The organism is Billgrantia tianxiuensis (assembly GCF_009834345.1).
Classification (GTDB): domain Bacteria; phylum Pseudomonadota; class Gammaproteobacteria; order Pseudomonadales; family Halomonadaceae; genus Halomonas; species Halomonas tianxiuensis.
On sequence record NZ_CP035042.1, the window covers coordinates 274,809 to 287,995 of the forward strand.

The 13,187-nt window shown below is 64.8% G+C and carries 15 protein-coding genes; 10 read left to right on the forward strand and 5 right to left on the reverse strand.

The features are described 5' to 3' along the window. Positions 1 to 153: 153 nt before the first annotated feature. From EKK97_RS01280 to EKK97_RS01315, 8 genes are all read left to right on the forward strand, one after another. Positions 154 to 1,356 carry an NnrS family protein gene (locus tag EKK97_RS01280; protein WP_159548166.1) on the forward strand — a complete coding sequence of 401 codons (1,203 nt, stop codon included), beginning with the start codon at positions 154 to 156 and terminating at the stop codon, positions 1,354 to 1,356. A gap of 25 nt (positions 1,357 to 1,381) precedes the next feature. Continuing rightward, entirely contained in the window at positions 1,382 to 1,774 is a 393-nt protein-coding gene (locus EKK97_RS01285) for a SirB2 family protein (protein WP_201296987.1), read from the forward strand. A 76-nt stretch (positions 1,775 to 1,850) separates the two neighbouring features. Next, positions 1,851 to 2,174 carry a carboxymuconolactone decarboxylase family protein gene (locus EKK97_RS01290; protein ID WP_159548168.1) on the forward strand — a complete coding sequence of 108 codons (324 nt, stop codon included), beginning with the start codon at positions 1,851 to 1,853 and terminating at the stop codon, positions 2,172 to 2,174. Positions 2,175 to 2,407: 233 nt separating this feature from the next. Then, positions 2,408 to 2,854: a c-type cytochrome gene (locus EKK97_RS01295; protein WP_159548169.1), complete on the forward strand. Its 447-nt coding sequence runs from the start codon at positions 2,408 to 2,410 to the stop codon at positions 2,852 to 2,854. A gap of 30 nt (positions 2,855 to 2,884) precedes the next feature. Then, positions 2,885 to 4,240: a cbb3-type cytochrome c oxidase subunit I gene (locus EKK97_RS01300; protein ID WP_159548171.1), complete on the forward strand. Its 1,356-nt coding sequence runs from the start codon at positions 2,885 to 2,887 to the stop codon at positions 4,238 to 4,240. A gap of 59 nt (positions 4,241 to 4,299) precedes the next feature. After that, positions 4,300 to 5,121: a CbbQ/NirQ/NorQ/GpvN family protein gene (locus tag EKK97_RS01305; protein WP_159548173.1), complete on the forward strand. Its 822-nt coding sequence runs from the start codon at positions 4,300 to 4,302 to the stop codon at positions 5,119 to 5,121. 34 nt (positions 5,122 to 5,155) lie between these two features. Beyond that, a complete protein-coding gene (locus EKK97_RS01310) occupies positions 5,156 to 7,093 on the forward strand; it encodes a nitric oxide reductase activation protein NorD (protein ID WP_159548175.1) in 1,938 nt (645 codons plus the stop codon). 9 nt (positions 7,094 to 7,102) lie between these two features. Further along, the gene (locus tag EKK97_RS01315) at positions 7,103 to 7,309 is read left to right on the forward strand and encodes a hypothetical protein (RefSeq protein WP_159548177.1); all 207 of its coding nucleotides are present in this window, start codon (positions 7,103 to 7,105) and stop codon (positions 7,307 to 7,309) included. Positions 7,310 to 7,388: 79 nt separating this feature from the next. On the opposite strand, the gene EKK97_RS01320 is transcribed toward EKK97_RS01315, so the two are convergent. Genes EKK97_RS01320 through EKK97_RS01335 form a run of 4 tightly spaced genes read right to left on the reverse strand, consistent with a single transcriptional unit; the run spans position 7,389 to position 9,288 of the window. Next, positions 7,389 to 7,685: a cytochrome C oxidase subunit IV family protein gene (locus EKK97_RS01320; protein WP_159548179.1), complete on the reverse strand. Its 297-nt coding sequence runs from the start codon at positions 7,683 to 7,685 to the stop codon at positions 7,389 to 7,391. 4 nt (positions 7,686 to 7,689) lie between these two features. Then, on the reverse strand, positions 7,690 to 8,280 hold the full coding sequence (locus EKK97_RS01325) for a cytochrome c oxidase subunit 3 (protein ID WP_159548181.1): 591 nt from the start codon (positions 8,278 to 8,280) through the stop codon (positions 7,690 to 7,692). Beyond that, the gene (locus tag EKK97_RS01330) at positions 8,281 to 8,838 is read right to left on the reverse strand and encodes a hypothetical protein (RefSeq protein WP_159548183.1); all 558 of its coding nucleotides are present in this window, start codon (positions 8,836 to 8,838) and stop codon (positions 8,281 to 8,283) included. 15 nt (positions 8,839 to 8,853) lie between these two features. Continuing rightward, entirely contained in the window at positions 8,854 to 9,288 is a 435-nt protein-coding gene (locus EKK97_RS01335) for a DUF4870 family protein (RefSeq protein WP_159548185.1), read from the reverse strand. A 349-nt stretch (positions 9,289 to 9,637) separates the two neighbouring features. Here EKK97_RS01335 and EKK97_RS01340 point away from each other — a divergent pair, with 349 nt between their 5' ends. Then, entirely contained in the window at positions 9,638 to 10,141 is a 504-nt protein-coding gene (locus EKK97_RS01340; RefSeq protein WP_159548187.1) for an Hsp20/alpha crystallin family protein, read from the forward strand. Between the two features lie 206 nt (positions 10,142 to 10,347). On the opposite strand, the gene fnr is transcribed toward EKK97_RS01340, so the two are convergent. Then, positions 10,348 to 11,118 (reverse strand): fumarate/nitrate reduction transcriptional regulator Fnr, encoded by a 771-nt coding sequence (fnr, locus tag EKK97_RS01345; protein WP_159548189.1) that lies wholly within the window; start codon positions 11,116 to 11,118, stop codon positions 10,348 to 10,350. A 222-nt stretch (positions 11,119 to 11,340) separates the two neighbouring features. Between fnr and EKK97_RS01350 the strand changes: the two genes are divergently transcribed. After that, positions 11,341 to 13,107 carry a ShlB/FhaC/HecB family hemolysin secretion/activation protein gene (locus tag EKK97_RS01350; RefSeq protein ID WP_159548191.1) on the forward strand — a complete coding sequence of 589 codons (1,767 nt, stop codon included), beginning with the start codon at positions 11,341 to 11,343 and terminating at the stop codon, positions 13,105 to 13,107. The last annotated feature ends 80 nt before the right edge of the window (positions 13,108 to 13,187 follow it).

Genomic DNA, 13,187 nt, shown 5'->3' on the forward strand with positions numbered 1-13,187 from the left:
TCTTGTGCATCGTGCGCCTCGCGCTTCATCCCGCTCGCTCAATGATTGGCTGCGTGGCGATTAAAAAGAAGCATTCTTGATACTCGTCATGAAGCCGCCCGACGCGAATCGCCATAATGGATTCATCCAAGCATTCAAGTCGGGTATGCCGCCATGAACACCGCTTCCCCCGCTCCCCACCAGCCGCGCCTGCCCTTGGCGCGGCTGGCGTTTCGTCCGTTCTTCCTGCTGGCGTCGCTGTTCAGTGTGCTGGCCATGGTGGTGTGGTTCGCGTTCTGGCACGGCGACATCCTGCTGCGTCCCCACGGCGGGCTGATGTGGTGGCACCAGCACGAGATGATCTTCGGCTTCGGCGTAGCCGTGGTGGTCGGCTTTCTGCTCACCGCAGTGCAGAACTGGACCGGACGGCCGAGCCTGAGCGGCGCCCCGCTGCTCGGCCTGGTGGCGCTATGGCTGGCGGCGCGGCTGCTGCTGGCATTTCCCATGGGGCTGCCGGCCTGGCTGCTGGCGAGCGTCGACCTGGCCTTCCTGCCGCTGGCGGCGCTGGTGATGGCGCGCCTGGTGGTGGCGGTGAAGCTGTGGCGCAACCTGATGTTCGTGCCGGTATTGCTGCTGCTGGCCACGGCCAACCTGGCCATGCACCTGGGCGTGGCCCAGGGCAAGCTGGCGCTGATTCGCGAGGGCGCCTACCTCGCCGTGCTGCTGATCGCGGTGCTGATGGTGCTGCTTGGCGGACGGGTGATTCCCTTCTTCACCTCGCGCAAGCTGGGGCGGCCGCAGCCGGCACCGATCCCGTTGCTGGAGAAACTGACCCTGGGCTCGGTGCTGGCGGTGGTGTTGTTGCAGCTCGTCGTTCTGCTCGGCGTGGCGGTGCCGGGCGTGCTGCGGGCAACGGTGATGTTGGTCGCGGCGGCAGCCAGCCTGATTCGTCTGGGGCGCTGGGAGGGCCATCTCACCCTGCGTGAGCCGCTGCTGTGGGGGCTGCACCTGAGCTACGCCTTCGTCTCGGTGGGCCTGGCGATGTGGGCGATGGCGCTACTGGGCGCTTTCCGTGTCGAACTGGCTGTGCACGCGCTGGCCATCGGCGGCATCGGCGCCATGATGCTGGCGATGATGGCACGGGTCTCGCTAGGGCACACCGGGCGTGCGATCCGCACCCTGCCGGGCATTGGCGTGGGGCTGGCGCTGCTGTTCGGTGGCGCCTTGCTGCGTTCGACGGTGTTGGCAATGTTCCCGCAGGTCACCCACTGGACCTACAACTTGAGTATCCTGTTCTGGTGTATCGCCTACCTGATCTTCCTGTTCCACTACAGCGTGCCGTTGCTGTCGGCCCGGGTGGACGGCAAGGAGGGCTGACCGACATGCGGAAAAGGATGAATCGATGCTGGAGTACTACTCCCTGATCAAGCACCTGCACATGACCACGGCAGTGCTTAGCATTACCTTCTTCATCGTGCGTGCCTGGTGGTCGGTGCGCGAGGTCACGCTGTTGCAGCGGCGCTGGGTCAGGATCCTGCCCCACGTCAACGACACCCTGCTGCTGGTGCTGGGCATTACGCTGATGACGATGCTCTCCATGTGGCCGCAGCATCATCCATGGCTTGCCGCCAAGTTATTGGGGCTGCTTGGTTACATCCTGCTGGGTACCGTGGCGATCAAGCGCGGGCGAACGCCGATGACGCGGGGGCTGGCGGCATTGGCCGCGATTGTCGTCTTCTTCTATATCATGGGCACGGCCATGACCAAGGATCCGCTGTTCTTCGTGCCTGTTTGAGGGGTGCTTTCCTCGTCGGAGCGGGCTTCTATACTGAAACCTGCCGAGACATTCACGACAAGACGAGGAAAACCGCATGGCCAATCAAGATCTTCCTTCCGGTGCCGGCAAGGTGGCCGACGACTATCCCGAGGTGTGGCGCGCCTTCGCTTCGCTGGGCAAGGCATGCGCCGAGGCGGGACCGCTGGACGCCCGTACGCGGCGCCTGGTCAAGCTGGCGCTGGCGGTGGGCGGCGGTTCCGAGGGAGCCGTGCACTCGCACATGCGACGGGCCATGGACGAGGGCATCGATCCGGAGGCCTTGAAGCAGGTGGCCATGCTGGCGATTCCCACCCTGGGGTTGCCGGCGGGGGTGGCGGCTATGACCTGGATCGAAGACATCACTGACGCCAGGAGATAAACGACTGCGCGGCGGGCCGCTTCGGCCCGCCTGCGTCACTCCGCCGCAGCCGCATGAACGCCGCCGTTTCGCCGTCGACGCGCTTCTTCCCCTCCTCTTTGACGAAGGTCAATGTCTCGTAGTGGCGCTGGGGCTACTCTAAACATGCATTGAAAATGCTTGTTATAAGGGTGGGGCTGGACGACTTCGGTCGCGGGTCCCGAATGTGCCACAAGAGCGAGGGGGAAAGGCCCATGACCGAAGGCCTCACCAAGGCGGCGGCCCGTAATATCTTCTACGGCGGCTCGCTGTTCTTCTTCCTGCTGTTTGCCGCGCTGACGGCTCACAGCCATTTCTACATCGTCAACACCTCGACCCAGCCCATGTCGGACTCCGTGCGCCTGGGCAAGCACGTGTGGGAGAAGCACAACTGCATCAACTGCCACACCATTCTCGGCGAAGGCTCCTACTTCGCGCCCGAGATCGGCAACGTCTGGACCCGCTTCGGCGGCCACAACAACCCCGAGGGCGCGCGCATGGCGCTCAAGGCATGGATGAACGCCCAGCCCACCGGCGCTCCCGGCCGTCGCCAGATGCCGGCCCACGACATCAATGACGAAGAGATGCAGGCGCTGATCGATTTCCTGGAGTGGACCGATTCCATCAATACCCAGGACTGGCCGCCGCACCCGGCAGGCTGATCCGCCTTCCAGGAACCAAGGAGTCGAACGATGAAATACGAAACGCAGAAGGTGGCGCTGCCCTTCTTCATGCTGGCCATGGCGCTGTTCGCGCTACAGATCGTCTTCGGGCTTGTCGCAGCGGCGGCCTACGTGTGGCCGCACTTCCTGTCCGAGGCGATGCCCTTCAACATCTCCCGTACCAGTCATACCAACCTGCTGATCGTGTGGTTGCTGATCGGCTTCATGGGTAGCACCTACTACCTGATGCCGGAAGAGGCCGAGAACGAGATCTACAGCCCCAAGCTGGCCTACTTCCAGCTGCTGCTGTTCGCCATTGCCGGTGCCGGCGCGCTGATCAGCTACCAGTTCGGCATCCACGAGGGGCGCCACTACCTCGAGCAGCCGCTGTGGTCGAAGCTGCTGATCACCATCTCCTTCCTGATGTTCCTGTTCAATACCAGCATGACCATGCTCAAGGGCCGCAAGACCGCCATCAACATGGTGCTGATGCTGGGCCTGTGGCTGGCCGCGGTGTTCTGGCTGTTCGCCTTCTACAACCCCGACAACCTGGCACTCGACAAGCTGTGGTGGTGGTGGATCGTGCACATCTGGGTCGAGGGCGTGTGGGAGCTGATCATGGCCTCGCTGCTCGGCTACCTGCTGATCAAGATGACCGGCGTCGACCGCGAGATCATCGAGAAGTGGCTCTACGTGATCGTCGGCCTGGCGCTGTTCTCCGGCCTGCTGGGTACCGGCCATCACTACTACTGGATCGGCACTCCCGGCTACTGGCAGCCGATCGGCAGTATCTTCTCCACCCTGGAGGTGATTCCGTTCTTCGCCATGGTGGTGTTCGCCTTCTACATGTTCTGGAAGGGTAGCCGCAACCACCCCAACAAGGCCGCCATGCTGTGGACCCTGGGCTGTGCCGCCGTGGCCTTCTTCGGCGCCGGCGTGTGGGGCTTCATGCACACCCTGTCGTGGATCAACTACTACACCCACGGTACCCAGGTCACCGCCGCCCACGGCCACCTGGCCTTCTACGGCGCCTACGTGATGCTGGTACTGGGCATCATCACCTATGCCATGCCGCAGATCCGCCGCGTGCAGCCCTACAACCAGGTGCTCAACATGTGGGCGTTCTGGATCATGACCTCGGCGATGTGGTTCATGACCTTCACCCTGACTTTTGCCGGCGTCGTCCAGACTCACCTGCAGCGGGTGCTGGGCATGAATTTCATGCAGGTGCAGGCGCAGCTCGACCTGTTCTACATGATGCGCTTCGGTACCGGCATCTTCGTCGGCATCGCTGCGCTGATGTTCATCTACTCGGTGTTCGCACCGGCGCGTGAACAGGCCTCTGCCTCCGTCAAGCAGCAGCCCGCCATCGCGGCTGCCGAGTGAGCCGACGACGGGGCGGCCTGCCGCCCCGTCCGTGCCTGCCTTCCCCTGGAGATTTCGCCATGTCCCATACCGCTACTGCTACCAAGGCCGCTTCCGCCTTCACGCGGGACCTGCCCTACTACGAACCGGTTGGCAACGAGTGCGCGCTGTTCGAGCAGGCGTACCGGCAGCGCCTGCCGCTGCTGCTCAAGGGGCCGACTGGCTGCGGCAAGACCCGCTTCGTCAGCCACATGGCGGCCAAGCTAGGGCGCCCGCTGTTCACCGTTTCCTGCCACGATGACCTCACAGCCGCCGATCTCACCGGCCGCTACCTGCTGCAGGGCGGCGAGACCCGCTGGGTCGACGGTCCGCTGACCCGCGCCGTGCGCGAAGGCGGCATCTGCTACCTCGACGAGGTGGTCGAGGCGCGCAAGGACGTCACCGTGGTGCTGCACCCGCTCACCGACGACCGTCGATTGCTGCCGCTGGAACGCACCGGCGAGCTGCTCGAGGCGCCGGACGATTTCATGCTGGTGGTCTCCTATAACCCCGGCTACCAGCACATTCTCAAGTCGCTCAAGCCGAGCACCCGCCAACGCTTCGTGGCGATGTCGTTCGACTTCCCGCCGCCCCGGGTGGAGTGCGATATCGTCGCCCGCGAGAGCGGTCTTTCACACGAGCGCTGCGCCGCGCTGGTCAACCTTGCCGGGCGCCTGCGCGAGCTCAAGGGGCAGGACCTGGAGGAGGGCGTCTCCACACGCCTGCTGGTCTACTGCGCCACGCTGATCAAGGCCGGCATGCCTATCCTCGAAGCCACCCGCGCCACTCTGGTCGAGCCGCTTACCGACGACCTGGACGTGCAGGAAGGGTTGCTGGAGTCGATCCGCGCAACCTTTGGTTGAAGCATTCCACCGCGCCCCTTCCAGGAGAATGACCATGCAATTTCTCGAGCTCGAAGAGTTCGTCGGTCGCCACTGGCATCGCTGGGCCTCCAGCGCGGCCAGCTACCAGCGCTATCCGGAAGCGGCCGTCTCCATGGAGCAGATGCGCCATGTGCTCGGCGTGTTCTTCCGTGCCAGCGGCGGCGAGGCGGGGGTGGAGGTCTCGGCCATCGTCGCGCGCAGTTCGAACCACCGCCTGTCGCTGCGTCAAAAGCTCGGCTTCGATGACGAGGCCATCGACCAGGCCCGCCGCGACGAGGAGAACCTGCTGCTGCCGCCGCGCATCGAGCTGTTCCCCGATGCCGGGCTCAATCGCGATCTCTACTTCTGGCTGGTGGCCTATCTGGCGGTCGCACGTCAGACCGAGCCGCAGCGCGACCCGCTGCGCGCCGACCTGGTCCGCCTGCGCGAGGCGGTTCGCACCCGCGATGCCGCGCTCGAGCGCTTCCCCGGGCTGGCCGAGCGCTATCGCCGGTTGTGCCAGGCTCTGCTGCTGGTGCGCCCTGCCCGCAAGCGCCTGCCTGCCATGGAGCTGGCGCTGGAGCAGACCCTGCGCACACTGCTCGGCGAGGAGCTGGAACTGGAAGGCTGGGCGGCGGCCATGCACCGCGCCGTGCTTGACCCGTCACTCTCGCTGGAAGGGATTCATGCGCCGCGCGGCTACCGCCCGCCGCTGCCGGTGCCGCTGTGGGGCCAGGTGGTGGCCCTCGGCACCGGGGCCGGCCGCGACGAGAGCCGGGAAGATCCGGAAGAGGGCGAGACCAACAGCGCCCAGACGGTGAGCGACGGCAAGCGCAAAGCCGAGCGCAAGCGCCAGGATCAGACCGAGCGCGACGACCCGCTGATCGCCAATCGCTTCGAGAAGATGCTCTCCTGGACCGAGATGGTGAACCTCAATCGCCTGGTCGAAGACAACGAAGACGAGGAGGCCAAGCGTGCCGCCGAGCAGATGGAGGAGATCATCCTCAGCCCGCACAAGCAGCGGGCGGCGACGCGCATCAAGGTCGACCTCGACCTGCCGCCGGACGAGGCGCTGGGCGAGCGCCTGCGCGGCAAGCACACCTACCCCGAATGGAACTACCGCAAGCAGAGCTACCTGCCCGAGCACTGCCTGGTGCACACCGAGCTTGCGAGCGAGGAAGGCGAGCAGTGGCAGCCCGATGCCGCCACGAATCGCCGCATCCGCCGTGTACGGCGCGAGTTCGAGGCGCTGCGACCGCGCCGCGAGACCCTGCGCGGGCAGTACGACGGCAGCGAGCTAGACATGGACGCGGTGATCCGCTCGCGCTGCGACCTGGCCGCCACCGGCGAGGCCAGCGACCGGCTCTATCAGGCCACCCGCCAGCAGGCCCGCGACCTGGCGGTGTCGATCCTGGTCGACGTCTCGCTCTCCACCGACGCCTGGCTGGAGGATCGCCGGGTGCTCGACGTGGCCAAGGAGGCGCTGCTGGTGCTGGGCCACGGCCTGGCCGGCTGCGGCGACGACTATGCCATCCACTGCTTCACCTCGCATCGGCGCCACAAGGTGTGGGTCAACACGCTCAAGACCTTCGACGAGGCCATGAACGAACGGGTGGCAAGACGCATCTCGGCGCTCAAGCCCGGCCACTACACCCGCATGGGGCCGGCGATCCGCCACGTAACCAAGGAGCTCTCCGAACGGCCCAACCGGCACCGGCTGCTGCTGCTGCTCACCGACGGCAAGCCCAACGACACCGACTACTACGAGGGCCGCTACGGCATCGAGGACACCCGCCGGGCGGTGCTCGAGGCGCGCCAGCACGAGGTGCGCGTGTTCGGCGTGACCATCGACAGCGAGGCGCACCAGTACGTGTCGCACCTGTTCGGCCGCGGCAGCTACGCCATCGTCAACCGGCCGGAGCATCTCTCTCTCGCACTGCCGGGTATATATCGCCAGATCATCGGGAACTGAGGAGGCTCTATGACTTCACGTCGCCCCGCCATTGCCCTATGCCTCGGCCTGCTGGCCGCTTTCGCGGTGATCACGCCGCTGGTCTGGGTGATCAATACCCTGGACTGGGGCATCCTGATGATGTTCGTCGCCCCCTTCGCCGTCTACGGCCTGATCCGCCTGGGCCGGCGGCTGGCGGAGTGGGCCGGCGTCGGACCACCACCGCCTTCTTATTGAACTTATTGAACCCGTGCCACAGCAAACGCGCCCAACTTCGGCTGGGCGCGTTTTCGTTAAGCACTCTCGAAGACGAAGGCTAGGCTAACTGGGCGGCGAGATAGCCCGACCCCACCAGCACCAGCGTGGCCAGCACCAGGCCGACGAAGGCGCCGCGCCAGGCCGGCGAAGCGTCGGCCAGGCCCAGGTACACCATCAGCACCCGGTGCGCCTTGAAGAAAGTAGTGGCCAGCAGTAGGCCCGCCGACCACAGCGGCAGCGCGGCCAGGCGGGCATCGCCGCCGAGCCGGGCGGAGAGCATGGTGACCAGCGTCAGTCCCATCAGCAGTGACCAGGTGATCAGCAGCCGGCGGGTGGCATTCGACGTGTCAGTCATGGGCTCACCTCAGCAGGTAGAGGATCGGGTAGAGCAGGATCCAGATCAGATCGACCAGGTGCCAGAAGGCGGCGGCGGTCTCCACGTTGGCATGCGAGAGGCGCCACGCCACCAGGGCGATCAGCCCCAGGCCGAACAGCACGTGGGCGAAGTGGAAGCCGGTCAGCAGGTAGTAGAAGGTGAAGAAGGTGTTGGTCTCGGGCATTAGCCCCTGGCCGAGCTTGTCGGCATACTCCACCACCTTGACCACGCAGAACACCACGCCCAGGGCGAAGGCCGCCCCGAGCCACCGGCGGCAGCGGCGTCTGTCACCGCGGACGATCGACTGCACCGCCAGGGCGGCGAACAGCCCGCTGGTCAGCAGCACCAGGGTGTTGATGCCGCCGGCCACCGGGTCGAGCAATTGCTGGGAGGCGTCAAACACCTCGCGCTCGCCGGCCCGCAGCCAGGCGAACAGGCCGAAGAAGGCGGCGAACACCACCATCTCGCTGAGGATCAGCACCCACATCAGCGGGTTGCCCGGCAGCGCCGCCAGCGGCCCCCAGCCCGGATTGGGCAGCGGCCGCGGCTGAGACAGCTCGTGACGCTCCGTCATTCATCCCACCGCGGCGACGGGCGTGCGCTCGAATTCGGCGCGAACCGCCGGCGTGGTGAGCTTCCAGATGGCCCAGGCGAACAGCACCACCAGCAGCGTGGCGAACAGGATCAGCACCGCCAGGGCGCCGATCAGCCCCGCCACCGGGTCATCGGGGCTGGTCGCGTTGCCCGCCGCATCGGCCATGAAGCCGAAGGTCAGCGGCGTCAGCGCGGCGCCGCCCAGCACGCCGACGAAGCCGGCGCTCATCAGGCCGATGAAGCTGGGCCTGGCCCAACGGCGGCGCTGCAACAGCGCCACGGAGAGCACCAGGGTTACGGCGGCCCCTACCATTAGCAGGCCGGCCACTGTATTGCTGCGCTCGATCAGCCAGGCCACGCCGCCGGTGAGCCCGCCGCTGCCGGCTTCGACGCCAAGCGAGGCGACCAGTGCCTCGCCGGGCAGCAGCGGCAGGGTGAGCAGGGCGACAGTCAGTGCAGAGAAGCCGATGAAGCTCCAGGCGAGACCGCTGACGGCGCCGGAACGTGACGGCGGCATGTTCGGGATCGTGGTGTTCATGGTGGGCTCCTGTGGTCAGCCTTCCAGCGACACCCTGGCGCCGCCGAACAGCAGGCTGCGCGGGGCGTCGATGGCACGGTCGTGCAGCAGACGATGGATGCCTACGCCGCAGCGGCCCATGGTCCAGGCCAGGCAGGCGGTAAAGAAGCCGTAGCCTAGCACCCAGGAAGCCCAGGCCGGGGCCCCGATCAGCCCCAGGAGGTTCCAGGCTCCAAGCGCAGCGGCGCCGCCCAGTGCACCCAGCCAGAAAGTTCGGATCTGGAACTGCAGGTGGCTCGCTACCCAATCGGCGGCGTGACGACGACGCCAGTGGGCGATCAGCACGCCGATGGGGGCGGTGATCACTGCCATCACGCTGCCCAGATAGAGCACGTAGACGATTGCCGCCAGGCCGCGGCCGCGAGTATCGAGTGCATCGGGCTGGGTGTTGGAATACGAGACGGTGGACATCGCTCCCTCCCGTGGGTGTGTCGATAAGAAACAGGTATTTTTAATGCCTGTTATCGGAACTATGCCTGCTATGCCTGTGGTTGTCCTTGTCTTGGGTCAATGCCGGACCGTTTCGGCTCGGAGGAGTGGTGGGGCGGGGTGTCGAGCTACCTCCCCGCTGTGGCCAGCTTGATCCTGACTTGCCTGACTCGGGATCAGATCCGCTCCTCTTGGCTACAGGCGAGAAAGTCGCTGACTTGATTTGCATCAACTCGCCTGGGCCGGATCCGTCCTAGCTTTCTCAATGGCAAGCATGCACATGAGTCCGACCGCTACACGGCGTTTGGATTCGCCAACAGGAGCCAGTGCCATGTCCAAGAAGAGCGTGAAGGAAATCAGACCCACCGTCAGTGAAGTGCCGTCAGAGACGCCTCGACAGGAAGCGAGCCCGTTTCGCGAGCTGGATCGCATGTTCGATCGTTTTCTCGAGCGAGGATGGGGACATCCGCTGCGCTGGGACCTGCCGGTTTTCGAGCGGCTTGCCGCCGGGAGCCGAATGCCCAAGGTCGATGTCGTCAACCGGGATGCGGAGGTCGTGATACGTGCCGAGCTTCCCGGTATGGCGCGTGAGGATCTGGATGTCTCGGTCACCGACAGCACCGTGACGATCAAGGGAGAGAGCCACAAGGAGTCCAAGGAAGAAAGCGGGGAGTACTATCGCTGTGAAATCTCCCATGGCCGTGTGGAACGAACGGTTGCCCTGCCTTGCGAAGTCGATGCCGAAAAGGCCGAGGCCAGATTCAACAACGGGCTGCTGGAACTCACGCTGCCGAAGGTCAAGGAAGTACCTCGGCGCAAGCTCGATATCAAGTGATTTCCAGATGATGACGAGACGGCGGGCCGAGATGCTCGGCTCGCCTATTGACTACACAGAAGGTGGGCATGAAAGCATGGGTTTCCCCATACCCTGGACAAGGAACTGGCCAGCCTGAGTGCCGAGGAGATTCGCGCGCATCTGCCCGGGCGACTGCATGAGCCAAAAACCTGCCGGCTGGGAGTGTGGCTCGTTGGCCGATTGCCTCAGCGCTGCTTTCTGCTGTGGAACGGTGTGCTCATGCCGTCGGTGAGTTCCTGTAGCGCGCTCAAATCCAGCAGTTCGACTTCCTTGCCGGTGACCTTGAGCAGGCCCTGGTCGATGAAGCGCCGAAACGTTCGGCTCGTCGTTTCCGGAGCGAGCCCGAGGTAGTTGCCCAGGTCGAGACGGGACATGGGCAAACGGAATCGCGTTCGCGACAGGCCGCGTCGACCGAAGCGCTGGCTCAGGTTGATCAGCATGATGGCCAGGCGCTGCTCGGCAGTTCGCCGCGACACCACTTGTAATAGTTCATGCTCACAAAATATCTCCTTGCTCATGACCCTCAGCAGCTGGTGCTGCAGCCCGGGAATTTTGCGTGAAAGGGCTTCCAATTGAGAGAAAGGAATTCTACATACGCTGGTGGTTTCCAGCGCCTCGATGGTGGTGGGATGGCTCCCGCTGCCGATGGCATCCAGCCCGACCAGCTCGCCCGGCAGGTGGAAAGCAATGACCTGGCTCTCTCCATCGTGGCCCATCAGGCTGCTCTTGAGGCAGCCGCTGAGCACGGCATAGATGGCGCTGAATGGCTGGCCCGGACGGCACAGCTTCTCACTCTTCCTCAGGGGACGGTTACGCTCGACGATACGATCCAGCTCGTCGGTATCCTTACGGTCCAGCGCAACCGGCAAGCAGAGTTCGCGCAGGCTGCAGGAGCTGCACGCCTTGCGAATTTCATGGAGTCGAATCAATTGGCTAGCGTTGCTGCCCTCCCCCATGGCAACACCTCATGCCTCATATTTCCATTTACTAAGAATAATCAACTTGAGTGAAACGAAAAGGGTGAGAGAGGCATATCCACCCTTGGTCTTATCATTGTCGTACTTCGCCTGAAATATCCGTCATGGTGGGTCAAGAGTTACTGCGATAGCTAAAGTTTGCGCTCAGCCTGCCGATAACTTTTCCCACATAAAACTCAAACGATATAGAAAAGTGGTGCAATGGACGCCGTACGACAGGGAATCGCCGGCCGCCTTTCGCAGGCAGCCGGCAGCGAAACCGTCGGCAGGGAACGCAGGGTTACCCGCCATTACTTCAACCCCGCTTGGCTGGCCTTGGCGTGGCCGGCTCTGCTTCTGGCGCAGGACGTGACGCCGGACGAGGCGCTGCGCCGTCAGCAGGAGCGAGAGCAGGCCATCCAGGAGCGCGAACTCCCCCAGGCAGACGTTCGCCTGTCGGTTCCCGTGGAGGAGCTCGATCGATTACCGGAGCAGGAAGCGCCCTGTTTCGTCATCGACGAGCTCGCCTTGCAAGGCGAGGAAGCGCAGCGCTTTGCCTGGGTGCTGGATGCCACCGCGGGAGAGCGGGGCGAGGACTCGCCCATCGGGCGGTGCCTGGGTACCGAAGGCATCAACCTGGTCATGAAGCGGGCCCAGAACGCCATGATCGAGCGTGGCTTCATCACCAGCCGAGTCCTGCTGGAAGCCCAGGACCTCAGCGACGGGACGCTCACCCTCAGTCTCTTGCCCGGGCGCATCGCCGCCATTCGCGTTACCGACCCCAGCCGCTTCCATGCCTCGCTGCGCAATGCCATGCCCGCCCGGCCGGGCGATGTGCTCAACCTGCGTGACATCGAGCAAGCGTTGGAAAACTTCCAGCGGCTGCCCTCCGTCGAGGCCGATATCCAGATAGCGCCGGCAGAAGAGCCGGGTGCCAGCGACCTCGTCATCGACTACCAGCAGGACTGGCGCCTGCGCTCCTCATGGTCGGCCGACGATAGTGGCAGCGACGCCACGGGCCAGTACATGGGCGGAGTCGGCATCTCCTTCGACAACCCCCTGGGCATCAACGACCTCTTCCACATCCATCTGGGGCGGGACCTTGGCGGCGGCGCGGCCGGGCCGCGGGGCAGCCGTAGCCACAGCCTGCACTACTCGGTGCCTTGGGGCTATTGGAGCCTGGCGCTCGACTACAGCGACCACGAGTACTACCAGACCATCGCCGGTGCCTTTCAGGAATACGTTTACAGCGGCACCAGCCAGCAGATCGGGGCGACCCTGTCGCGCCTGGTCTATCGCGATGCCACCCGCAAGACCACGGTGTCGCTGGGTGGCTTCCAGCGCCGCTCGCGCAACTACATCGACGACATCGAGATCGAGATCCAGCGTCGGGTGGTGGGCGGCTGGGAGGCCGGCATCGAGCACCGCGAGTACATCGGCCGCGCCACCCTCGACCTCGGTACCGCCTACAAGCGTGGCACCGGCGCCTTCGGCACCCTGGCGGCGCCCGAGGAGGCGTTCGGCGAAGGCACCTCGCGTTTCCAACTCGTTTCCACCCATGCCGGGCTCACGCTGCCCTTCCAGGTGGGCAGCCAGGCGCTGGAGTACCGCGGCCGCTGGCGCATGCAGAACAACCTGACGCCGCTCACCCCGCTCGACCGCTTCTCCATCGGCAGCCGCTACACGGTGCGCGGCTTCAACGAAGCGAGCCTGGCGGCGGAGCGGGGCTGGCTGATACGCAACGACCTCGGGCTGGCGCTGGGGGACAGTGGCCAAACGCTCTATGCGGGGCTCGACTACGGCCGGGTGAGCGGTCCCAGCAGCGAGTGGCTGCTCGGTAACGAGCTTGCCGGCGCCACGCTGGGCCTGCGCGGCTCGCTGCTGGACCATGTGAGCTACGACGCCTTCATTGCCACGCCGGTGATGAAACCCGATGGCTTTCGTACCGACCATCGCGTCGCCGGCTTCAGCTTCTACCTCTCGTTCTGAACTGAATCGCTAAAGCTTTCGGCGTCACGGCCGAAAAAGAAAAAGTTGACATAAGCAAAAACTGACATAAGCCAAGCAGG